This window comes from Oleiharenicola lentus, from assembly GCF_004118375.1.
Classification (GTDB): Bacteria; Verrucomicrobiota; Verrucomicrobiia; order Opitutales; family Opitutaceae; genus Lacunisphaera; species Lacunisphaera lenta.
Genome location: NZ_SDHX01000001.1, coordinates 943,196 through 963,048 on the forward strand (window position 1 = coordinate 943,196; position 19,853 = coordinate 963,048).

A 19,853-nucleotide genomic window follows, 5' to 3' on the forward strand; every position below is an offset into this window, starting at 1 on the left:
GCGGTTAACGTTATGTCAACTAAATCTTTTGGGCATTAAAGGTCAGACACGGAGGGGCGCAGCCCCGGAGTTGTCAGTGCCGGCTTCTTCATTGGTTAGTCGGGAGCGTAGCCCCAGCCGCCTTCGGTCGAATACCAGTGTGAGGTGCTTACCGTGCCGATGCGATAGACAAGCTGAAATCCATCGCTGTTCCGAAATCGAGTATACTTCTGGAAAAACCTAGCGACGCTTGGATTCGCGAACGAATAGCTTCTGAGGTCTGACGGGAAGCTACCTGTGTCACCTTTAGTGCTATAAGCAAACGCGACGATTCGCGTGGCTTCCGCCTGCACATCTACCAAGCGCTTCGCCAGCACCAGTTGATAAGGGACGATGGCTGCCGCTAGCACAATGCACGCAATGGCTCCAATTAGCGGCTTCTTCCAAGCGAGGACGGCCAGCGGAAGGTTAAGCGCTGCCGCAATGAAGTATAGCAGAGAGACAATCTCTCCGATCGTCTCGAAAGCGAGGTATGCGCACAGGGCCTCCAGCGGGAGGCAGCAAAGGAAAATCAGACCGCAAATGATGCGTTCGTTTCTCATGGGCGTGTTTTGTTTTGCCGGACGTTGTATATTGCATTCGGCATTTCACGAGCGAAACGCCGATTTGGCTACGGGCAATATTCTTGTGGAAATCACGGTGCAGCATTTTCGCTTCCCTATGGCCCGTAGAAAAGCGCGATTTCGAATCTCCATAAAAGATAACGCGGCAGGAAAGGTGCTCAAGGTTGAACTGATACCGGACGTTATGGGCATTGGTTTCACGGTGCGGCAAAACGGTAAGATGATCGACCATGTTCCTCGATTCAGTCTGACGGCGGTTTGCGAACGCCTGCGTCGTTGGCTAGTGAGGAATTCGAGGAATCGCCCGCATCCCTAGCACTTGAAGCAGGGCTGTGAATTCCTCGGCGGATGAATTGACGATACAATCACGCAGGCGATAGGCCCAACTCCGCCCTAGAATGCGAGTGATGCCGGGCATATCCACTGCCCCGATTACGGCGGCAATTGCCGCAACCCGCTGCCGCCATTCAGTCATACCGGGCGAATGCCACGCAAAAACGCGAGTGCAGGCGAGCCAGTGAATTTTGTTTCGCCGGTCGAATTCCACTCTCCGGCAGCCTTTCCATGAGTGCTTCTTGATGACCAACCCGGCTTCGAGGTATTTACCGATATACTCCGAAATGGCCTCCTTGCCCTTGCGGATGGGGAGCAGTTCCGCCCGCCCGAGGCCGTAGCGAGGGAGCACCTTTCGGAGCAGGGACCACATGGCGACGAGTCCGGGCGCGGCTGAATTCCGGTAGCGCAGTCGAAGCTCACGAAAATGACCCGTTGTCCCGGACATGCGCCGTTCGCGTTGGCACAAGTCGAAGGCAGGCCAGTCGAATGCATCGGGCCGGGTGTCCCACTCGACGGCAACGAGGAGATGATAATGCGGGTTGCCCCGTTTCTGTGGTTCCAGGACGCGGATAAAGCTGAGTATCCACGCACCGTTGCGGCGGAGGTAGCTGTTCCAACGGCGGGCGAATTGGGTGGGATGCAGGTTGGCCTCGTCGGTGACGGTGAAGAAAAGGCAGTGATTGCGGCCCCAGTGCTGAATGAAGGCGGCGACATTGAGACGAAGATGGAATGCGGATCGGGCTTCCGCCCCGGTTGGCACGCCCCAGCGATAGAGGGTGTCCTCGTCCCGCTCGTCCCAGAGCTGCTTGCCGGAGTTGTCCCGATAGATGCCCGGTTGATGCGGGACCGGCTTCAGTTTGTAGCGGGGTTTGTCGGAATTGTTACTATTCTGACAAGGAAGGCCGGCTGGCGCCGGCGCGGGCGCTTCGCGCCCGCATCCGGCAGCCAGCTCGGCCCTTTCCGTTGGCGGACGTTCAACGGATTCCGTCAGCGCCGACATCCAGCGGTTGCGGGCGGTTTCCCGTTGTTCGGGAGTCCTTGGGGCTGTTGACGGGGTGGGGCTGGGCGGAGCCGCAACAGGCTGGGAGCCCGCGAACGGCGCATCCCACCCGACCGGCTTCCGGTCGGAGAAACTGGCGAGGGCTACGCCGGGCACTTCCGTGTCCTGGCTTACTGGGGTGGATTCCACCCCAGCCCCCGGTTTATTCGGTGCTTCGTCCGGCATCGCTACCTTTCGCGGCACGGACGAGCGTCATGATCGCCGTGCGGATTGCGTCGGGTAGCGTTGCCCAAGTGCGGGCAAGTTTGGTCAGTTCTGGACTCATCTTCCCAGAAATTTGGGAAGCTATAAGGGAAGATGCGTTTTCGGCATTTCCCCCAGCTATTTCACCGTCAATCGGTTCAGAACTACCCTTTCGGGGGTTCGAATCCCCCCTCTCCGCCATCCTTCGCTCTTTGGGGTTCGGATGGCACGGCCACCTTTCGATGACGGCCATTCTGCCCTATCAGGGAGCGGGTGCGCGGCGAAGGATGCGCTCCGAAGCTTTAGCGGCGGAGGGGACGAGCTTCTGTATTCCGCCGTTGTGCCCGTCGGTATGGCGGACAATCCTATCCATGCAGCTTTGGGGAAGCAGGGCCATGTTTTCAGCTGAGGAGGCAAGTCATGTATTACGTTTACCGCTTGGAACGCATCGCCCATCGCGGGCAACGCTATGTCGGGTTCAGTTCCGACCTGCGCCGGCGTCTGAACGACCATAACGAGGGAAAACTTCCTAACACCGCCCGATACCGACCGTGGAGACTCGCGACATAGTTGGCGTTTAGCTCCAAGCAGCAGGCTCTTGCTTTTGAGCGATACCTAAAGTCCGGCTCCGGACACGCCTTTGCTCGGAAACGGCTCAGGCCGGTTAATCTTTGAAACCGAGCTCATCAGCGCACGGGCAGTTTGTCGAAATAGGCACCGATGATTTCTCGCACGACCGGGGCCGCGTGGGCGGCGCCGGCGAATTCTTCGTTGGGGCGGGCGCCTTCCAGGGCGACGGCGAGGGCGATCTGTGGCTTCTCGATGGGGGCGAAGGCGACGAACCAGGCGATGTTGAAAGTGCCAGCCGGACGCGTCACCTGCGCGGTGCCGGTCTTGCCGGCGATGCTGATGCCGGGCACCTGGGCGTCGCGGCCGATGCCGCTTTCCACCACGGCACGCAGGCCGGCGAGAAGGGCGGCGTAGTCGGCGTCGGTCAGGCCGAGCGGTTCAGCCGGCCGGTCGCCGGAGGGTTTTCTTCCGGGTGAGCGCAGCAAGGTTGGCACGGTGAGCGTTTCACGGCGGGCGAGCGAGGCCACGGCGCAGGCGAGTTGCAGCGGCGAACAGCGGAGGAACCCCTGACCGATGGCGAGGTTGGCGGTGTCGCCGGGCATCCACGGGCCGTGCCCGGCCTGTTCCTTCCACAAGGGATCGGGCACGAGCATACGCGAGGCTTCAGCCGGTAAATCGAGGCCGGTGGGTTCGCCGAGGTGAAATCGCCGGGCTTCGGCCGCGAGCGCGTCGGCCCCAGCGGCGAGTCCGGCTTGGTAGGCGAAGACATTGCAGCTGTGCGCGAGCGCGTCGCGCAGGCGAATGGAACCGTGGCCCCCGGGATTGTGGCAGGGCAGGCGTCGGCCACCGAGTTCAAGGTAGCCGGGACAGGGCAGCGCGGTGTCGGGTTGCAGGGTATTGCCCCGCAGGCCGGCGAGAGCGGTGAAAATCTTGAACACCGAACCGGGCGGGTAGAGGCCCTGAGTCGCGTGGTTGAACCAGCCGCCCTCCGCGTCGATGTGCTGCTTCACCGCGGTGGTCATCGTGGGAGAAACCACGTTGAGATCGTAGCCAGGCTTGCTGGAGAGCGCGAGGACTTCGCCGGTTTCCACGGCGATGACGGCAACTGATCCACGCAAGGCGGGTGATTCGGCCAGTGCGCGTTCGGTGACGAGTTGCAAATCGAGGTCGAGACTCAGCGTGACATCGACACCGGCCACCGGCTCCCGCGTTGTCGTGGCGGGACCGACCGCAAATCCCCAGGCGTCCACCTGCACAATCGCCTCGCCGGGCTGACCGCTCAACAGGGTTTCGTGCTGCTGCTCGATTCCGCCAAGACCGCGCACCTCTTCTCCCGAAGAAAGCGTGCGGCGGACCCGTCCGAGAAGGTGTGCGGCTGTCGCCCCCTGTGGATACCAACGTTGGTCGATGTGCTGCAAACGCACGGGATCGGCTGCGGCCAGCCCCATCGACAGTTTGTCGGCTTCCGCATTGCTCAAGTCACGGGCCAGCACGAAGGGTGTCGTTCGGTCATGGGCATAGGCGCGTTCGAGGCGTGAAGCATCCACGGGGTCCTGCCGTCCGTTGAGCGCGTTCACCCGGTCGAGGTGACGCTGGATGACGGCGAGACGGCTCTGGGCGGTGGCGGCCCCGGTGCGCAGTTCCGAGAGGTTGATCACCGCGTCCGTGCGCGGGCGGTTAACGGCGAGCACGCGCTGGTCGCGGTCGTAGATGACGCCACGCGATGCGGGCAGGACCAGACGGCGCTGGGTCTGGCGTTGCTCGCGCGCAGCGTGTTCGCTTGAGCGGAATAGTTGCTGATAACCGAGACCGGCGACCAGCACGACGAGCATCACGCCGAACACGCCGAGAAGGATCCGGAGACGCCGGGGTGGGACTGGCGGACTTCCGTCCTCCCCGGGGCGCGGTTCACCGCCGTTTGTTTTTAGGCGGCGGGCCATTCTTCCACAGCTGATACTTCACCGTGACGACCACGTCGAAATTCGACACATAGGGCAGGCTGCCATTGTAGTAGTCGAAGGTCTTGGTGCCTTCGATGACCTCGCTGCTGCCGTCGTTGGGTTCGATGATGGTGAAATGTTCGGGGTATACGCCGCCGAGCAGGCTCAGGTATTCCGGGCCGGCCTTGCTCCAGTTGCGACCGCGGCCTTGCTCGGAGCGGCCGACGATGCACTCCGCGCCGAAGAACGGGCGCAGGTCGAGCTGCATCATGCCGCCGTTGAACACCAATTCGGCGCTGCCGCTGGGTTCGGCACGCGAGTGGAGCTCGAGCTGGTTGCGGCCCGGAGGCTGGATCTGCATCGGGCCGATGGCCTCGTAGCGGTTGTGGCTGTCGCGGGTTTTCGAACTGGAGGAGTCGTTGAGGCGGAAATAGCGCGAATCGCCGTCCACCTCGAGTTTGTGCCGGCCATCGGTGGTGTATTCCTTTGCCTCCTCGTTTTCCTCCTCCCAATCAGGCGTGTGGAGTCGGCCCTCCATGTAGCGGTCCATGGACCAGGAGTTGTCCCGGTCGGGACCGCCCTTCTCGCCCTTTTCGCGTTTTGAGCCCGAACCCTTCACGGTGATCTCGAACTGGCCCTCCCAGGCCGGCTCCTTCCAGTCGGTGACCTCGAAGGCCTTGCTCTTCTGGAAAAAGAACGACGTCCGGAGCACCATGTCCGCGATGAAGCTCAGGCCACCGCTGATCGGCCCGCCCATGGCGGTGTTGATGGCGTCGTTGAGATCCTGCGTGAGGTTGCCGACCTTGATGGTGACTTCGACGGCGACGGCCGCGCGGCGCGGGTAGGGGCGCACGGTCGGCGGGAGCAGGCGGCGCTGTGGCACGCCCTCGATCGTGATGGTGGCTTCGCCCGCGTCGTTGGTGTAGGAGATGTAGGCGGCGGGACCGCCGGCCTGGGCGAACTGCACGACGGCGAGGTCGGGCCGGTATTGCGAGCCGCCGTTGGCGGTCTGGTATTTTCCGTTGTAGCTGCCTTCGGGCAGGCGCCACACGACCTTGGCGCCGCCCACCGGGCCGCCGTCGGGCATCTGGAGGTCGAGGGTGGTGAGATTGCCGGCGGCACGGATGGCCTTGAGCACGTCGCTCTTGGGGAAATCGATCTCGACCTTGGCGCGGGCGGTGCGCTGCTCGCCGGGGGAGCGCGTCTTCGTGCGCACGAGCGGGGCGTTTTCGACCTCGATGGTGATTTTCTGCCGCGCGACGGTCATGATGGTCTTGAACCACGCGATGATGGTGTTCGCGATGCCCACACCTTTGCTGAATTTGTTGTTCGGGAGGTGGTGCTCGAGCACCTCGCCGGTGTAGGCACCCCAGCCCGTGGCCCAGAGGTCGCCGGCGGCGCCGGAAAACTGCCCGCTGAACGACGTCGGCGGTCCGCCCGCCTGCGCCAGACCGATCGCGGCAAGCGGCAGCCGCGGCCAGGCCAGCGTTGCTTGGCCGGTCGGCCTGGCGTCGCGCAGGGCGGCTTGCCGAACGTCAGCAGCGAACACGCGGCTGATCAATGCGACCTGTAACAATGAAAGCGGCTGATCGCGCCACTCGGCCAGGAAGCGGGGGCCTTCGTCGCCCTCGGCCGTTTCCTCGTCTTCGGATTTTTCTTCATCCGTTCCGTCTTCCTGCATGGCCTTCAGTTGCTGCATGGCTGAGTTCATTTGCCGCATGGCCGCGGCCTGTTGGCGCGTGGAGATGGCGGACATCTCGGCGGTGAGCTTGGCCATCTTTTCCTGGGCGGCCTTCTGGCGGGCCGCGTCGGGACTGCCATGGTCTTGCAGCAGCTTTTGCAGCTCCTCGGAGATTTCATTCATCCGCTGCTCGTCGCGTTCGGTCGCATCGGGCCGGGCATCGTCTTCGCGGCGAGAGGGACGCGGCGAAGGCGCGAGCACGGGATCGTCGTCGGCCCAGACCGGGGTGGGCTGGGCGGCCTTGAGCAGTGCAAAGGGATTGGTGAGCGCCTCCTTCTCAAGGCTTTTCAACTGCGCCGGGTTGGGGGGGATGATGGCCGCCGGGGCCGGCATGCCGAGGTCGTAGTTGGCGGCGCTGACCCGGCCGAGTGCGATGATGAAGCGGCTCCAAAAGCGTTGCTGCGGCTGGGTGCTGTCGGCGCTCCTACGCAGCGTGTCCACGAGATCCTGCGCGAGTTCCTCGGGATCGGCGTCCTCAAACGGCACGGCGATGGCCTGCGCAAAGGAAATGAAACGGATGGTGGGCTGTTCCGCCGGGTTCCAGAGCAGTTCCTCCAGTTCGTAGTCGCGCATGGCCAGGCCGGTGTCCGAGCCGGCGGGCGGGGCCTTGAGCACGGCGCCCTGGGCGTTACGCACGCCCCAGCCCATGTGCTGTAGTGCCTCCAGCAGCGCGGCCCGCGAGCCATCGCCACCCTCGAGATAACGCCGGGCGAGGATCAGCGCTTGGGAATCCGCGTCATAGTTGACCGGTGCATCGGCGGTGTCGGGGGCCTGGGCTTGCAAAACTGCGGCGAAAAGCCCGAAGGCCATGAGGCGGATTGCGTCACGGATTGCTCGAAAGGGGTGGCGAATCATGGGGACGAGCATGAGTCCGGCGGTTCGCGCTGCAAGTTTCGGGCGCGTTTGGCGGATCATGCGATGGCAGAAATATTTCTCCCGCGCTCGTCCAGAACTAATACACGCGGGGCAAACAAATCCTCCTTGCCGGGGGTGGGTGGGGTGGTAGGGTGCGTTGCATTTTTTACCACATGGCCACCGACGCACCGGAGCTAACTTACAACAGCAAGATCGAGGGTGAATTGTTCGTCACCAAGGCGGATGCCGCGATCAACTGGCTGCGCAACAACTCCATGTGGCCCATGCCGATGGGCCTGGCCTGCTGCGCGATCGAGCTGATGGCCGCCGCTTCGAGCCGTTACGACATCGCGCGCTTCGGCGCCGAGGTCATGCGATTCTCCCCGCGTCAGGCTGACTGCATGATCGTGGCCGGCACCGTCACCTACAAGATGGCTCCGATCGTCCGCCGCATCTACGATCAGATGGCCGCGCCGAAATGGGTCATCGCGATGGGCGCCTGCGCCAGCTCGGGCGGCATGTATCGCAGCTATGCGACCCTGCAGGGCGTGGACCGCATCGTGCCGGTGGACGTCTATGTCAGCGGTTGCCCGCCGCGCCCCGAAGCCTTGCTCGACGCCCTGCAGAAGCTGCAGGAGAAGGTGAAGAAAGAGCGTTCGCTCTCCAAACTGCTCAGCGCCTGAGCCACCCGACGCCCCTGCGCATGACCACCGACGTCGAGATCGCGACCGCCGTTTCCAGCCAGTTTCCCTCGGCCACGCCTCGCGCGAGCGCGGATTGCCCGGCCTTCAACATTCCCGCGACCGAGGCTATCGCGCTGCTCCAGTGGCTGCGTGACTCCCAGGGTTACGATTTCCTGATGGATGTGACCGCTGTGGATTGGAGCGCCGAGCAATCGCCGCGCTTCACGGTCGTCTGGCATCTCTACTCGGGCGCCAAACACTGCTACGTGCGCGTCGCCTCCAGCTGTGCGAGCGACACCGAGCCGGCCATGCCTTCGGCCTCGGGCCTCTGGGCCGGCGCCAACTGGCACGAGCGCGAGACCTACGATTTGATGGGGATCAAGTTTACCGGCCATCCCGACCTCCGCCGCATTCTCATGTGGGACGGCTACCCGTATCACCCGTTGCGCAAGGAGTTCCCTCTCGCCGGCCTGCCGACCGAAATTTCCGATCCTGAAATCGCCGCCGAACTCAAGGAAGGCGTCATTTCCGCCCCGATGGCCGGCGGTCCCTTTGTCGCCACCCCCGGCGAACCCATGGGCGAGGCCGAGCCCCGCGCCAAGGACGAGGCGTGGAACGAGAAGAACGAAAAGCCCGAATAACCGATGGCCACCGACTTTTCCTTTCCCGATGCCGCCGCCAAGGCCGCGAACGCGAACCTTCCCAAGGAGTTCGAGCCCGAGAAAATGTCCCTCTCGATGGGCCCGTCGCACCCGTCCACCCACGGCGTGCTGCGCGTGCAGTTCGAGCTCGATGGCGAGACAGTGACCAAGGCCGACCCTATCGTCGGCTATCTGCACCGCGGCGACGAGAAGATCGCCGAGAACATGACCTATAACCAGTTCGTGCCCTACACGGACCGGTTGGACTACCTGGCCCCACTCGCCAACAACGCCATCTACGCCCACGCCGTCGAGCAGCTCGCCGGCCTTAAGGTGCCCGACCGCGTCAACGCCATCCGCGTCATCACATCCGAAATGGCCCGCGTCTCCGCCCATCTCATGGGCCTCGGGGCCTACGGCATCGATGTCGGCGCCTGGACGGTGTTCATGTATACCTTCGAGGAGCGCGAGAAGCTCTACAAGCTGTTCGAGAAGCTCACCGGCGCGCGCTTCACCACCAGCTACAGCCGCATCGGCGGCGTGTCGCGCGACCTGCCCCCGGGCTGGCTCGAGGAGGTGGACGCGTTCTGCAAGCAGTTCCTCCCGATCCTCGAAGAGGTGCTGGGCATGCTTTCGCGCAACAAGATCTTTCTCGATCGCACCGTGGACATCGGCGTCATCTCCAAGGCCGACGCCATCAGCTACGGCCTGAGCGGTCCGAACCTCCGCGGTTCCGGCGTGCCGAACGACCTGCGCAAGGACCGGCCCTACTGGGGCTACGACCAATACCAGTTCGACGTGCCGATCGGGTCGAAGGGCGACTGCTACGACCGCTACCTCTGCCGCGGTGAGGAGATGAAGCAGTCCATCCGCATCATCCAGCAGTGCATCGCCAAATTCCCCGGCGGCGACTGGTATGCGAAGGACGCGCGCAAGATCTTCGCTCCGCCCAAGGACAAGATCCTCACCTCGATGGAGGAACTCATCAACAACTTCATGATCGTGACCGAGGGCCCGCAGATGCCGGCCGGCGAGGTGTATTTCGAGGGCGAGGCGCCGAAGGGCCTGCTCGGCTTCTACATTGTCAGCAAGGGAGGCGGCGTGCCGTGGCGCATGAAGATCCGCAGCCCCTCGTTCTGCAATCTCTCCATCCTGCCCAAGATGTGCGTCGGCAACCTCGTGTCCGACGTCGTCTCCATCCTCGGCTCGCTCGACTTCGTCATGGGCGAGTGCGACCGCTGATTTCCGCCGTCGATGAACCTGAAACCCGAAACGCTCAAGAAGATCGACGAAGTGATCACCCATTACCCGGTGAAGCGCAGCGCCACGCTGCCGCTCCTGCATCTCGTGCAGGAGGACGCGGGCTGGATCTCCAAGGAGGCCATCGAATGGATCGCGGCCAAGCTCGAGCTGCCGCCGATCAACGTTTATGAGGTCGTGACCTTCTACCCGATGTTCCGGCAGAAGCCGATCGGCCGCCGCCACATCAAGGTCTGCCGCACGCTCTCCTGCGCCCTCACCGGCGGCTACAAGGTGTGCGAGCAGTTTGAAAAGGAATTCGGCTGCCACCGGGGCGAGATTTCGGCCGACGGCGAGGTCACCATCGAATTCGTCGAGTGCCTCGCCAGCTGCGGCACCGGCCCGGTCGTGATGATCGACGACGACCTGCACGAGAAGGTGGACGCCGCCAAGGTGAAGGCGCTCAGCGAACAGATCCGCCAGGAGGCTGTGAAGAAATGAAGAAGGTCCGCATCATGCAGGTTCCGCCCATCCGCTTCGGCCTCGTGCTGGGGCTGATCAACGGCTTCATCGGCATGATCGTGGCGCCCGTGCTCCTGATCACGCTCGGCGCCGCCGCCACTGCGGCCGACCTCAACTACGCGCCCAAGCTCCTCGGCATCCCGTGGCTGTTCGCCGGCGCCGGTGCGCTGTTCATGCCCTTCATCCACGCCGTCGGCGGCTTCGTGGTCGGCGTGCTCCTCGCCATGGTTTACAACTTCGCCGCCCGCTGGACCGGCGGCATCGAGTTCATCGCCGAGGACAAGTAACCCCCTCTTTTTTCACTCTCACTTTCACTCCGCAATGCCCGCCCCCGCCCAACGCCGCCTGATCTTCGCTCACATCGACGAGCCCGGCTACACCAAGGACCTCGCCTGCTACCTCAAGCATGGCGGCTACGAGGTCATGAAGAAGGCGTTCGCGCGCAAGCCCGAGGAGCTGATCGACGAGGTCAAGAAGTCCGGCCTGCGCGGCCGCGGCGGCGCCGGCTTTCCCTGCGGCGTCAAGTGGACCCTCGTGGACCGGAAGAGCGGCAAGCCGATCTACCTCATCGTCAACGCCGACGAGTCCGAGCCGGGCACGTTCAAGGACCGCTACATCATCCACCAGGACCCGCACCAGCTGATCGAGGGCACGATGATCTCCTGCTTCGCGAACAACGTGAAGCAGGCCTACATCTACATCCGCGGCGAAATGCCCCATGGCGCCCGCATCCTCGAGCAGGCCATCCAGGAGGCGCGCGACGCCAATCTCGTCGGCAAGAATATTCTCGGGACGAACTACAGCTGCGATATTTTCGTCCACCGCGGCGCCGGCGCCTACATCTGCGGCGAGGAAACCGGCCTCATCGAGTCGCTCGAGGGCAAGCGCGCCAACCCGCGCATCAAGCCCCCGTATTTCCCCGCGGTTCTCGGCCTCTACCAGTGCCCGACGATCGTGAACAACGTCGAGACGCTCTGCCACGTGAAGCACATCGCCGACATGGGCGGCGAGGCCTACGCCAAGATTGGCACGCCGAACAACACCGGCACGCGCATCTTCTGCGTTTCCGGTCACGTCCAGCGTCCGGGTTACTACGAGTTCGAGGCCGGCAAGATCACGATGGGCCAGCTGCTCAACGAGGTCTGCGGCGGTCCGCTGCCAGGCCGCACGTTCAAGGCTGTCATCCCCGGCGGTTCGTCCGCCAAGATCCTCCGCTTCGGCGAGCGCTTCAAGGGCAAGCGCAAGGTCGGCGCGGACATGGTGGACTACGACTGGGGCGTCGAGGACGTCCCGATGGACTTCGATTCGCTCGGCATGATCGGCACGATGGGCGGTTCCGGCGGCGTCATCGTGATGGACGACTCCGTCAACATGGTCGAGGCCCTCGCCAACATCAACGCCTTCTACCAGCACGAGAGCTGCGGCCAGTGCACGCCGTGCCGCGAGGGCTCGCTGTGGATGAAGAAGATCACCACGCGCATGGTCCACGGCGACGCCCGCACCGAGGACGCCGCTCTGCTCAAGGCCGTGGCCGACCAGATTCCCGGTCGCACCATCTGCGCCTTCGGCGAGGCCTGCTCGTGGCCGACCCAGAGCTTCCTCGCCAAGTTCGGCGACGAGTTCAAGGGCTACGCCGACGCCAAGAAAACCAAGGCCCCCGCCGAGACGCCGCTCATCTGATTTTTCCCGCAATGTCCGCCCCCGCTGCCAAACCCGCCGACCTCGTGACCGTCAACATTGACGGCAAGGACATCGCCGTGCCGAAGGGCACGAACGTGATCGAGGCCGCCAAGCTCGTCGGCGTCGAGATCCCGCACTACTGCTACCACCCGAAGCTCTCGATCGTGGGCAACTGCCGCATGTGCCTCATCGAAATGGGCATGCCGGCCGTCGATCCCGCCACCAAGGCGCCGGTCATGGACCCGGCCACGGGCAAGCAGAAGATCAACTGGATCCCGCGCCCGCAAATTGGCTGCGGCACCAACGCCTCGCCCGGCCTCCACATCCGCACGAATTCGCCGATGGTGAAGGACTGCCGTGAGGGCGTGACGGAGATGCTGCTCATCAACCACCCGCTCGACTGCCCGATCTGCGACCAGGCCGGCGAGTGCAAGCTGCAGGAGCACTCCACCGCCTACGGCCGGGGCTACTCGCGCTTCATCGAGCAGAAGAACGTGAAGCCGAAGCGCACCCAGCTCGGACCGCGCGTCACACTGGACGACGAGCGCTGCATCCTCTGCTCGCGCTGCATCCGATTCTCCAAGGAAATCGCGAAGGACGACGTGCTCGGCTTCATCGACCGCGGCAGCTACAGCACGCTGACCTGCTACCCGGGCAAGCAGCTCGAGAACAATTACTCGCTCAACACGGTGGACATCTGCCCCGTGGGCGCGCTCACCTCGACCGACTTCCGCTTCAAGATGCGCGTGTGGTTCCTCAAGCAGACGCCGAGCATCGACACCGAGTCCTCCGTCGGCGTGAACACCGAGGTCTGGAGCCGAGAGGGCGTGCTCTACCGCATCACCCCGCGTCGCAACGACGCCGTCAACGACACCTGGCTCGCCGATTCCGGGCGCATGCTCTACAAGCAGGTGAAGGCTGACGACCGCCTGACCGCCCCGAGCATCAACGGCGATAGCACCGGCGGCGACATGGCCCTCAAGGCCGCCGCCGACCTGCTCAAGGCCGGCTCCGTCGCCGTCGTCGGTTCCGGCCGCAGCAGCGTTGAGGAACAGTTCCTCACGAAGAAGCTCGCCGATGCGCTCAAGGTTTCCGCTTCGCTGGTCAGCCGGGTGGGGCAGGGCGACCGCCTCCTCATCTCTTCCGACCGCAACCCGAATGTCCGCGGCGCGCTCGTCACCGGCCTCATATCGGCGCTTCCGTCGCAAAAGCTCGCGGGCCTCGCAGCCGACATCGACGCCGGCAAGGTGAAGACCGTGATCTCCGTCGGCGAGGACCTCACGGCTGCCGGCCTCACCGCCGCGCAGCTCGCCAAGGTTTCCGTCATCTATCTCGGCACGCACAAGAACGCCACGAGCGATGCGGCCAAGGTTGTGATCCCGACGCTCACCGTCTTCGAAAAGTCCGGCAGCTTCGTGAACCAGCAGTTCCGCCTGCAGAAGTTCGCCAAGGCCGTCCCCGGTCCCACCGGCGTAAACGACGACCTCGTCACGCTCGCCGAGCTGGTCGCTGCCGCCGGCGGTGGCATCCTGCCCTTTGCGCTCGGCCAGCTCTGGACTCTGATTGCCGCCGAGACCAAGGCCCTTGCCGGCCTCAGTCACGCCGCGCTGCCCGCCACGGGTCACCTGCTCGACGCCTCCGCGTGGGCCGGCCTGCCCTTCTGCGAGGGCGAGACGCTCCACTTCAAACCCGCCGCCGTGCCCGCGGCCGCCAACGCATGAGCGCGATCGTCGAACTCTGGAACAGCCTCCATCCGGTGCTGCAGGCCGTCATCAAGGGCCTCGCGGTCATCGGCGTGATCTTCCCGCTCGGCGGTGCCAGCTCGCTGGCCGAACGCAAGGTCTCCGCCTGGATGCAAGGTCGTCCCGGCCCGAACCGCGCGCTGCCGTTCTGGGTCGCGTGGGTGCCGGGCATCAGCCTGCTTCAGCGCCTCGGCGTGTTCCACCTCATGGCCGACGGCGGCAAGATGTTCTTCAAGGAAGACCCGCTGCCGGGTCACGTGAACAAGTTCTACTTCCTGCTCGCCCCGGTCGTGGCCATGATCCCCGCGCTCACCACGGTCACCGCCGTGCCGCTCGGCGCCTACGTGGACGAAGCCGGCCGTGTCGTGCCGCTCATCCTCGCCAACGTGGACATCGGCCTGCTCGCCGTCTTCGCCGTTTCCTCGCTCGGTGTTTACTCGCTGATCCTCGCGGGCTGGGCCTCCAACTCGAAGTATCCCTTCCTCGGCGGCGTCCGCGCCTCCGCCCAGCTTATCTCCTACGAGCTTTCGATGACGCTCTCCGTGATCCCGGTCTTTCTGTGGATCAACGTCCCGGGCGGCGAGGGCACGCTAAGCCTGGCGAAGGCCGTGGAGTTTCAGAGCCAGCCGGGCTTCCTCGGCGGCATGTGGTTCATCTTTATCATGCCGGTCGCGGCGATCGTGTTCCTCGTCTCACTCTTCGCCGAGACCAACCGCCTGCCCTTCGACATGGCCGAGGGCGAAGCCGACCTCGTCGGCGGGTTCCACACCGAATACGGCTCGCTCAAGTGGGGCCTCTTCTTCGTGGCCGAGTATGCGCACATGATGATCGGCTCGGCCGTGTTCATCCTGCTCTTCCTGGGCGGCTGGAACCCGCTGCCGTGGATTCCGCTCTCGCTGGTGGTCGAGTGGCTCGGCGCCGTGTCGCCGGTGCTCACGCATCCGATCATCGTCGGCCTGCTCTCGCTCGGCATCTTCGTGGGCAAGGTGCTTGGCATGATCTTCGTCTTCATGTGGGTGCGCTGGACCGTGCCGCGCTTCCGTTATGACCAGGTGATGAAGATGGGCTGGCAGAAGCTCCTGCCGCTCGCCATCGGCAACCTGCTCTTCTACGCCGCCGCCATCGCCATCCGCGACCTGCAGCTGGGCGTGGCCTACTGGGCCGCTCTCGCCGTCGTGACGGTCGCCGCCACTTGGGCGATCTTCGCCAACCCCCTCCAGAAACCCGCCCTCTGAGCGCCATGGCCTACGTCGTCGAACGCAAATCCCTCTCGCTCTCGGAGCGCCTCTACCTGCCGCAAATTGTGGCCGGCATGAAGGTCACGCTGAAGCACCTCTTCAAGCCGAACGTCACGCTGGAGTATCCCGACGTTCGTCCCGCCATCCCGCCCGGTTACCGCGGTGTGCCGACGCTGGTGAAGGACCCGAACGGCCGCGAGAAGTGCGTCTCCTGCCAGCTCTGCGAATTCGTCTGCCCGCCCAAGGCCATCCGCATCACGCCGGGTGAAGTCCCCGCCGACCAGCCGCAGCGCGCCCACGTCGAGAAGGGCCCGCAGGCCTTCGACATCGACATGCTGCGCTGCATCTACTGCGGCCTGTGCCAGGAGGTCTGCCCCGAGGAGGCCATTTTCCTCCAGAACACCTTCTCGATGGCCGGCTACACCCGCGCCGAGATGGTCAACGACAAGGCCAAGCTCTACGAGCTCGGCGGCACGCTGCCCGACCAGCATTTCAAGTGGGACAAGAAGAAAGCCGCCGAAGAGCACGGCAACGCCCACCATTGAGCCATGGCTGACTTCGTCTTCTACACCTTCGCCCTCCTGACCCTCGGCAGCGCCCTGGCCGTGGTCCTGAACAAGGACGCCGTAAACGCCGCCCTCTGCCTGCTGCTGTCGCTCGTGGGCCTGGCCGGCCTGTTCGTGCTGCTCGACGCCGCGCTCCTGGCCTTCGTGCTCCTGCTCGTTTACGCGGGCGCGGTCGTCGCGCTGTTCCTCTTCATCATCATGCTGCTCGACACCACGCCGGGCGCGCAGAAGCCCTTCGGCAAGCTTTCCGCCGCCGCCGCGGTGCTGGGTGGCGCGTTGCTGGTGGTCGGGGCGCACACGGTCGGCATCAACACCCCGGCCACTACCGGTGCTGCGCACGCTGTTCCCACGCTCAAGAATTACGCCGAGATGCTCTTCACCACTTACCTCCTGCCCGTGCAGATCGTGGGTTTCATGCTCCTGATCGCCATGCTGGGCGTGATCGTGCTGAGCAAGAAATTCGCCACGACGGAGGCCGCCAAATGAACCCCGCCGGACTCGAAACCTACATCGCCCTGAGCGCGCTGCTCTTCGCCATCGGCTTCTTCGGGGTGCTGCTCCGCAAGAATACGCTCGTGATCTACATGTGCCTCGAGCTCATGCTGCTCGCCTCGACGCTCGCGCTGGTCGCGTTCTCGAAGTTTCAGCGCACGCTCGACGGCGCCGTCTTCGTCTTCTTCATTCTCACCATCGCCGCGGCCGAGGTCGCCGTCGGTCTCGCCATCATCGTCGCGCTCTTCCGCAAGCGCCACAGCGTCCACGTGGACGACCTGAACCTTTTGAAGCACTGACATGACGATGCTCTCGCACGCCATCCTGGTCCTGCTCCTGCCGCTCGCGTCGGCGGCGCTGATCGCGTTTTTCCTCCGCAAGCGCGGCGCCCTCGCCTCCTATCTCTCCACGGCCACGGCCGGCGCCATCGCGGCGATCTCCATCATCCTGCTTCTGCACGGTGAGCGCTTTGAGCAGTCGTGGGAATGGCTCCGCTTCGGCGACTTCGCGATCTCGCTCGGCATCAAATACGACGACCTTGCGGCGCTGATGCTCTTCATCGTCGGGTTTGTGGGCTTCCTGATCCACGTCTTCTCGCTCGGCTACATGCACGACGACGCAGCCCGCGCGCGGTTCTTCGGCGGCCTTTCCATCTTCATGTTCTCGATGATCGGCATCGTGCTCGCCGACAATCTGTTCATGATTTTCATCTTCTGGGAGCTGGTCGGCTTCAGCTCCTGGCTGCTGATCAACCACTATCACCAAAAGCAGTCCGCGGCCGACGCCTCGAAGAAGGCCTTCATTGTCAACCGCGTGGGCGACTTCGGCTTCCTGCTCGGCATCATCTGGTGCTTCTGGGCCAATGGCACGGTGAACTTCACCGCACTGGCCGAGCTCGGCGCCGCGCAAAAGCTGGTCTTTAGCACCGCCATTCCGCTCCTCCTGTTCTGCGGCGCGATGGGCAAGTCGGCGCAGATGCCCCTGCAGGTGTGGCTGCCCGACGCGATGGAGGGCCCGACGCCGGTTTCCGCGCTCATCCACGCCGCCACGATGGTGGCCGCCGGTATCTTCATGCTCTGCCGCGTCAACGTCCTCATGGTGCCGCAGGCGCTTGAGGTCATCATGTGGGTGGGCACCGTCACCGCGCTCTACGCCGCCCTGTGCGCCATCGTCCAGAGCGACATCAAGAAGGTGCTGGCCTACTCGACGCTCTCGCAGCTCGGCTACATGGTCGCGGCGTTTGGGTTGGGGAGTTTGGATCAATCGCATCAGGCCAGTGCGCTGACCGTTGGTGCTAGCGGTATGCAGCATGAGCACGCGACGTTCATCATGGCCACCGCCGCCGGCGTCGGCGCCGCGATGTTCCACCTCACGACGCACGCCTTCTTCAAGGCCCTCATGTTCCTCGGCTCCGGCTCCGTCATCCACGGCTGCCACCACGAGCAGGACATCTTCAAGATGGGCGGCCTCGCGAAGAAGATGCCGGTCACCTTCGCGACCTTCACGATCGGCGTGCTCGCCATCATCGGCATGCCGCTCCTGTCGGGCTTCTTCTCCAAGGATGCGATCCTCTACCTCGCGATGAAGAACAACACCGCGGTCTTCGCCCTGCTGGCGCTCACCGCCGTGATCACCTCGTTCTACATGATCCGCCTTTGGAAGATCACTTTCCTGGGCACGCCCCGCTCCAAGGACGCCGAGCACGCGCACGAGAGCGGCTTCGTCATGACGCTGCCGCTGATCATCCTCGCCGTGCTATCTGTTGTTGGCGGTTACGGTTTCGCCTTCGGCAAGCTGGGCGGCGAGATCGCCGCCCTTGTCCCGCACGCCCACGGCTCCGACCACACCGTCATCCTGCTCGTCTCGCTGGCGGTCATGACGCTCGGCGGCGGTGCCGCACTTTTCTTCTACAAGCCCTCCGACCACGACACGCTGGAGGAGAAGTCGCAGGGCCTGTTCCGTCTGCTGACCGGTGTGAAGGAGTCCTTCGACAAGGCCTACGACTACTACGTCGCCAAGGTGCAGCAGCGCTTCGCGATGCTGATCAACTTCCTGGAGCAGATCTTCCTCGCCGGCCTGATCATCCGCGGCGTCGCCGGCATCGTCGGCTTCATCGGCCTCGGCGCCCGCGCGCTCTACACCGGCAGCCTCCACGTTTACGTTTACTGGTTCCTGCTCGGCGCCGTCGTCCTCTGGGCCTTCGCCTCTGGCATTCTCTAAGTCGTGAATTCTTCCAACGCCCAACTTCTGCAGCTCGCCATCGCCACGCCGCTCGTGGCCGCGCTCATCATCGCGCTCGGGCTGCCCAAGCGGTTTGCCACGAAGCTGGCCCTCGTCGCCTTTGCCGTCCCGGCGGTGGTCGCGCTCTGGCTCTGGTCGCAGTATCCGGCCGAGGGCGGCACGGGATACCACTACCTGAGCTCGATTGACACCGGTCTCGCGAACTACGGCATCAGCCTGAAGCTCGGCCTCAACGGTATCGCGCTGCCCATGTTCCTCCTCGCGGCCATCGTTGGCGGTGCGGCCGGGCTCTACGCTCTGCGCTCCTCGGCCGAGCGGCTGAAGACCTACCTCGTGCTCCTGCTCATCATGCACGGCGGCCTCTTGGGCGTCTTCGCCTCGGTGGACATCTTCTTCTTCTATTTCTTCCACGAACTGGCCCTGATCCCGACCTTCATCATGGTCGGCATCTGGGGCGGACGCGACCGCAACTACGCGGCGATGAAGATGACGATCTACCTCACCGTCGGCGCCATGCTGTCGCTGATCGGCCTCATCGCGATCTACGTGAAGAGCGGGGCCAACACCTTCGACCTGATCTCGCTCAAGGAGGCCATCGCCGCCGACGGCCTCGCGGTCACGACGCAGAAACACATCTTCGGCGTCCTGATGTTCGGCTTCGGCATCCTCGTCTCTCTCTGGCCGCTGCACACTTGGGCTCCACTGGGCTACGGCGCTGCGCCCAGCTCGGCCGCCATGCTGCATGCCGGCGTGCTTAAGAAGTTCGGTCTCTACGGCCTGATCCAGATTGCCCTGCCGCTGTTGCCGACGGGGGCTGCGCACTGGGCCTGGCCGCTGGCCGTGCTGGCCGCCGTGGGCAACGTCCTCATCATCGGTTTCGTCACCATGGCCCAGCGCGACCTGAAGCAGATGCTCGGTTACAGCTCGGTCATGCACATGGGCTACTGCTTCCTCGGCATCGCCGCCCTCTCGACTGTCGGCACTGGCGGCGTGGTGCTGCTCATGGTGGCGCACGGTCTCTCGGTGGCGCTGCTCTTCCTGCTCGCGACCTGCATCCATCATCGCACCCACACCTTCGACCTGTCGGAGATGGGTGGCCTTGCGCAGAAGACCCCCGTGCTCGCGGGCTTCTTTGTGGCGGCTACCATGGCCAGCGTCGGCCTGCCCGGCTTCGCCAACTTCTGGGGCGAACTCACCGTCTTCGTCGCCCTCTGGAAATTCTCGCCCGGCCTGACCGCCGTGGCCATCGCCGGGGTCATCATCTCGGCCATCTACGGTCTGCGCGCCGCGGCCCGGGTGTTTTTCGGCCCGCAGAGCGAACCGCTCCAGCGCGTGCTCAAGGCCCATCCGCCGCTGGACCTCGGCTGGGGCGAGCGTCTGCCCGCCCTGCTCCTGTTGGCTGCGCTCCTGTTCTTCGGCTTCTACCCGAAGTCCATCTCCCTGCCCGTGGATCAGGCGCTAAATCCGCCGGCCAAGGTGGCCGACGTCGCGCCCGTCTCCTTCCAACGCTGATTTCCCGCCG

Annotated in this window: 18 protein-coding genes; 14 read left to right on the top strand and 4 right to left on the bottom strand. The window is 64.3% G+C overall.

Annotated features, from left to right (window positions below; translation table 11 throughout):
* Positions 1 to 95 precede the first annotated feature (95 nt).
* Together ESB00_RS03880 and ESB00_RS03890 are read right to left on the bottom strand one after the other, a co-directional pair.
* Positions 96 to 581 (bottom strand): hypothetical protein, encoded by a 486-nt coding sequence (locus ESB00_RS03880; RefSeq protein ID WP_129046415.1) that lies wholly within the window; start codon positions 579 to 581, stop codon positions 96 to 98.
* Positions 582 to 882: 301 nt separating this feature from the next.
* Positions 883 to 1,938, bottom strand: coding sequence for a rolling circle replication-associated protein (locus ESB00_RS03890; RefSeq protein ID WP_129046417.1), 1,056 nt, complete (start codon positions 1,936 to 1,938; stop codon positions 883 to 885).
* 663 nt (positions 1,939 to 2,601) lie between these two features.
* Between ESB00_RS03890 and ESB00_RS20160 the strand changes: the two genes are divergently transcribed.
* On the top strand, positions 2,602 to 2,751 hold the full coding sequence (locus ESB00_RS20160) for a GIY-YIG nuclease family protein (RefSeq protein WP_342791771.1): 150 nt from the start codon (positions 2,602 to 2,604) through the stop codon (positions 2,749 to 2,751).
* 116 nt (positions 2,752 to 2,867) lie between these two features.
* Here the strand turns inward: ESB00_RS20160 and ESB00_RS03900 are convergent, their stop codons facing one another.
* Positions 2,868 to 4,583 carry a peptidoglycan D,D-transpeptidase FtsI family protein gene (locus ESB00_RS03900; protein ID WP_218938675.1) on the bottom strand — a complete coding sequence of 572 codons (1,716 nt, stop codon included), beginning with the start codon at positions 4,581 to 4,583 and terminating at the stop codon, positions 2,868 to 2,870.
* 76 nt (positions 4,584 to 4,659) lie between these two features.
* Positions 4,660 to 7,242, bottom strand: a complete 2,583-nt coding sequence (locus ESB00_RS03905) for a hypothetical protein (RefSeq protein WP_129046419.1) — start codon at positions 7,240 to 7,242, stop codon at positions 4,660 to 4,662.
* A gap of 218 nt (positions 7,243 to 7,460) precedes the next feature.
* Here ESB00_RS03905 and nuoB point away from each other — a divergent pair, with 218 nt between their 5' ends.
* Genes nuoB through ESB00_RS03970 form a run of 13 tightly spaced genes read left to right on the top strand, consistent with a single transcriptional unit; the run spans position 7,461 to position 19,843 of the window.
* Positions 7,461 to 7,970 carry an NADH-quinone oxidoreductase subunit NuoB gene (gene nuoB / locus ESB00_RS03910; RefSeq protein WP_129046420.1) on the top strand — a complete coding sequence of 170 codons (510 nt, stop codon included), beginning with the start codon at positions 7,461 to 7,463 and terminating at the stop codon, positions 7,968 to 7,970.
* A 20-nt stretch (positions 7,971 to 7,990) separates the two neighbouring features.
* Complete coding sequence (locus ESB00_RS03915; protein WP_129046421.1) at positions 7,991 to 8,611, top strand: NADH-quinone oxidoreductase subunit C; 621 nt, start codon at positions 7,991 to 7,993, stop codon at positions 8,609 to 8,611.
* Between the two features lie 3 nt (positions 8,612 to 8,614).
* Positions 8,615 to 9,853: an NADH dehydrogenase (quinone) subunit D gene (gene nuoD / locus ESB00_RS03920; protein ID WP_129046422.1), complete on the top strand. Its 1,239-nt coding sequence runs from the start codon at positions 8,615 to 8,617 to the stop codon at positions 9,851 to 9,853.
* 12 nt (positions 9,854 to 9,865) lie between these two features.
* Positions 9,866 to 10,351, top strand: coding sequence for an NADH-quinone oxidoreductase subunit NuoE family protein (locus tag ESB00_RS03925; RefSeq protein WP_129046423.1), 486 nt, complete (start codon positions 9,866 to 9,868; stop codon positions 10,349 to 10,351).
* Positions 10,348 to 10,659, top strand: a complete 312-nt coding sequence (locus tag ESB00_RS03930; protein WP_129046424.1) for a hypothetical protein — start codon at positions 10,348 to 10,350, stop codon at positions 10,657 to 10,659. The genes ESB00_RS03925 and ESB00_RS03930 overlap by 4 nt, the downstream gene beginning before the upstream one ends.
* Positions 10,660 to 10,693: 34 nt before the next feature.
* Complete coding sequence (gene nuoF / locus ESB00_RS03935; protein WP_129046425.1) at positions 10,694 to 12,052, top strand: NADH-quinone oxidoreductase subunit NuoF; 1,359 nt, start codon at positions 10,694 to 10,696, stop codon at positions 12,050 to 12,052.
* A gap of 11 nt (positions 12,053 to 12,063) precedes the next feature.
* Positions 12,064 to 13,773, top strand: coding sequence for an NADH-quinone oxidoreductase subunit G (locus tag ESB00_RS03940; RefSeq protein ID WP_129046426.1), 1,710 nt, complete (start codon positions 12,064 to 12,066; stop codon positions 13,771 to 13,773).
* Entirely contained in the window at positions 13,770 to 15,029 is a 1,260-nt protein-coding gene (locus ESB00_RS03945) for a complex I subunit 1/NuoH family protein (RefSeq protein WP_129046427.1), read from the top strand. The genes ESB00_RS03940 and ESB00_RS03945 overlap by 4 nt, the downstream gene beginning before the upstream one ends.
* Before the next feature lie 5 nt (positions 15,030 to 15,034).
* Positions 15,035 to 15,577: a NuoI/complex I 23 kDa subunit family protein gene (locus ESB00_RS03950; protein WP_129046428.1), complete on the top strand. Its 543-nt coding sequence runs from the start codon at positions 15,035 to 15,037 to the stop codon at positions 15,575 to 15,577.
* Positions 15,578 to 15,580: 3 nt separating this feature from the next.
* Complete coding sequence (locus ESB00_RS03955; protein ID WP_129046429.1) at positions 15,581 to 16,084, top strand: NADH-quinone oxidoreductase subunit J family protein; 504 nt, start codon at positions 15,581 to 15,583, stop codon at positions 16,082 to 16,084.
* Positions 16,081 to 16,389: an NADH-quinone oxidoreductase subunit NuoK gene (gene nuoK / locus ESB00_RS03960; RefSeq protein ID WP_129046430.1), complete on the top strand. Its 309-nt coding sequence runs from the start codon at positions 16,081 to 16,083 to the stop codon at positions 16,387 to 16,389. The genes ESB00_RS03955 and nuoK overlap by 4 nt, the downstream gene beginning before the upstream one ends.
* 1 nt (position 16,390) lies before the next feature.
* Positions 16,391 to 18,310 carry an NADH-quinone oxidoreductase subunit 5 family protein gene (locus ESB00_RS03965; protein ID WP_129046431.1) on the top strand — a complete coding sequence of 640 codons (1,920 nt, stop codon included), beginning with the start codon at positions 16,391 to 16,393 and terminating at the stop codon, positions 18,308 to 18,310.
* 3 nt (positions 18,311 to 18,313) lie between these two features.
* Positions 18,314 to 19,843 carry a complex I subunit 4 family protein gene (locus ESB00_RS03970; protein WP_129046432.1) on the top strand — a complete coding sequence of 510 codons (1,530 nt, stop codon included), beginning with the start codon at positions 18,314 to 18,316 and terminating at the stop codon, positions 19,841 to 19,843.
* Positions 19,844 to 19,853: the final 10 nt, after the last annotated feature.

Coding starts and splice junctions, on each gene's coding strand:
- ESB00_RS03880 (WP_129046415.1), bottom strand. CDS start 581: ATGAGAAACGAACGCATCATTTGCGGTCTGATTTTCCTTTGCTGCCTC.
- ESB00_RS03890 (WP_129046417.1), bottom strand. CDS start 1,938: ATGTCGGCGCTGACGGAATCCGTTGAACGTCCGCCAACGGAAAGGGCC.
- ESB00_RS20160 (WP_342791771.1), top strand. CDS start 2,602: ATGTATTACGTTTACCGCTTGGAACGCATCGCCCATCGCGGGCAACGC.
- ESB00_RS03900 (WP_218938675.1), bottom strand. CDS start 4,583: ATGCTCGTCGTGCTGGTCGCCGGTCTCGGTTATCAGCAACTATTCCGC.
- ESB00_RS03905 (WP_129046419.1), bottom strand. CDS start 7,242: ATGGCCTTCGGGCTTTTCGCCGCAGTTTTGCAAGCCCAGGCCCCCGAC.
- nuoB (WP_129046420.1), top strand. CDS start 7,461: ATGGCCACCGACGCACCGGAGCTAACTTACAACAGCAAGATCGAGGGT.
- ESB00_RS03915 (WP_129046421.1), top strand. CDS start 7,991: ATGACCACCGACGTCGAGATCGCGACCGCCGTTTCCAGCCAGTTTCCC.
- nuoD (WP_129046422.1), top strand. CDS start 8,615: ATGGCCACCGACTTTTCCTTTCCCGATGCCGCCGCCAAGGCCGCGAAC.
- ESB00_RS03925 (WP_129046423.1), top strand. CDS start 9,866: ATGAACCTGAAACCCGAAACGCTCAAGAAGATCGACGAAGTGATCACC.
- ESB00_RS03930 (WP_129046424.1), top strand. CDS start 10,348: ATGAAGAAGGTCCGCATCATGCAGGTTCCGCCCATCCGCTTCGGCCTC.
- nuoF (WP_129046425.1), top strand. CDS start 10,694: ATGCCCGCCCCCGCCCAACGCCGCCTGATCTTCGCTCACATCGACGAG.
- ESB00_RS03940 (WP_129046426.1), top strand. CDS start 12,064: ATGTCCGCCCCCGCTGCCAAACCCGCCGACCTCGTGACCGTCAACATT.
- ESB00_RS03945 (WP_129046427.1), top strand. CDS start 13,770: ATGAGCGCGATCGTCGAACTCTGGAACAGCCTCCATCCGGTGCTGCAG.
- ESB00_RS03950 (WP_129046428.1), top strand. CDS start 15,035: ATGGCCTACGTCGTCGAACGCAAATCCCTCTCGCTCTCGGAGCGCCTC.
- ESB00_RS03955 (WP_129046429.1), top strand. CDS start 15,581: ATGGCTGACTTCGTCTTCTACACCTTCGCCCTCCTGACCCTCGGCAGC.
- nuoK (WP_129046430.1), top strand. CDS start 16,081: ATGAACCCCGCCGGACTCGAAACCTACATCGCCCTGAGCGCGCTGCTC.
- ESB00_RS03965 (WP_129046431.1), top strand. CDS start 16,391: ATGACGATGCTCTCGCACGCCATCCTGGTCCTGCTCCTGCCGCTCGCG.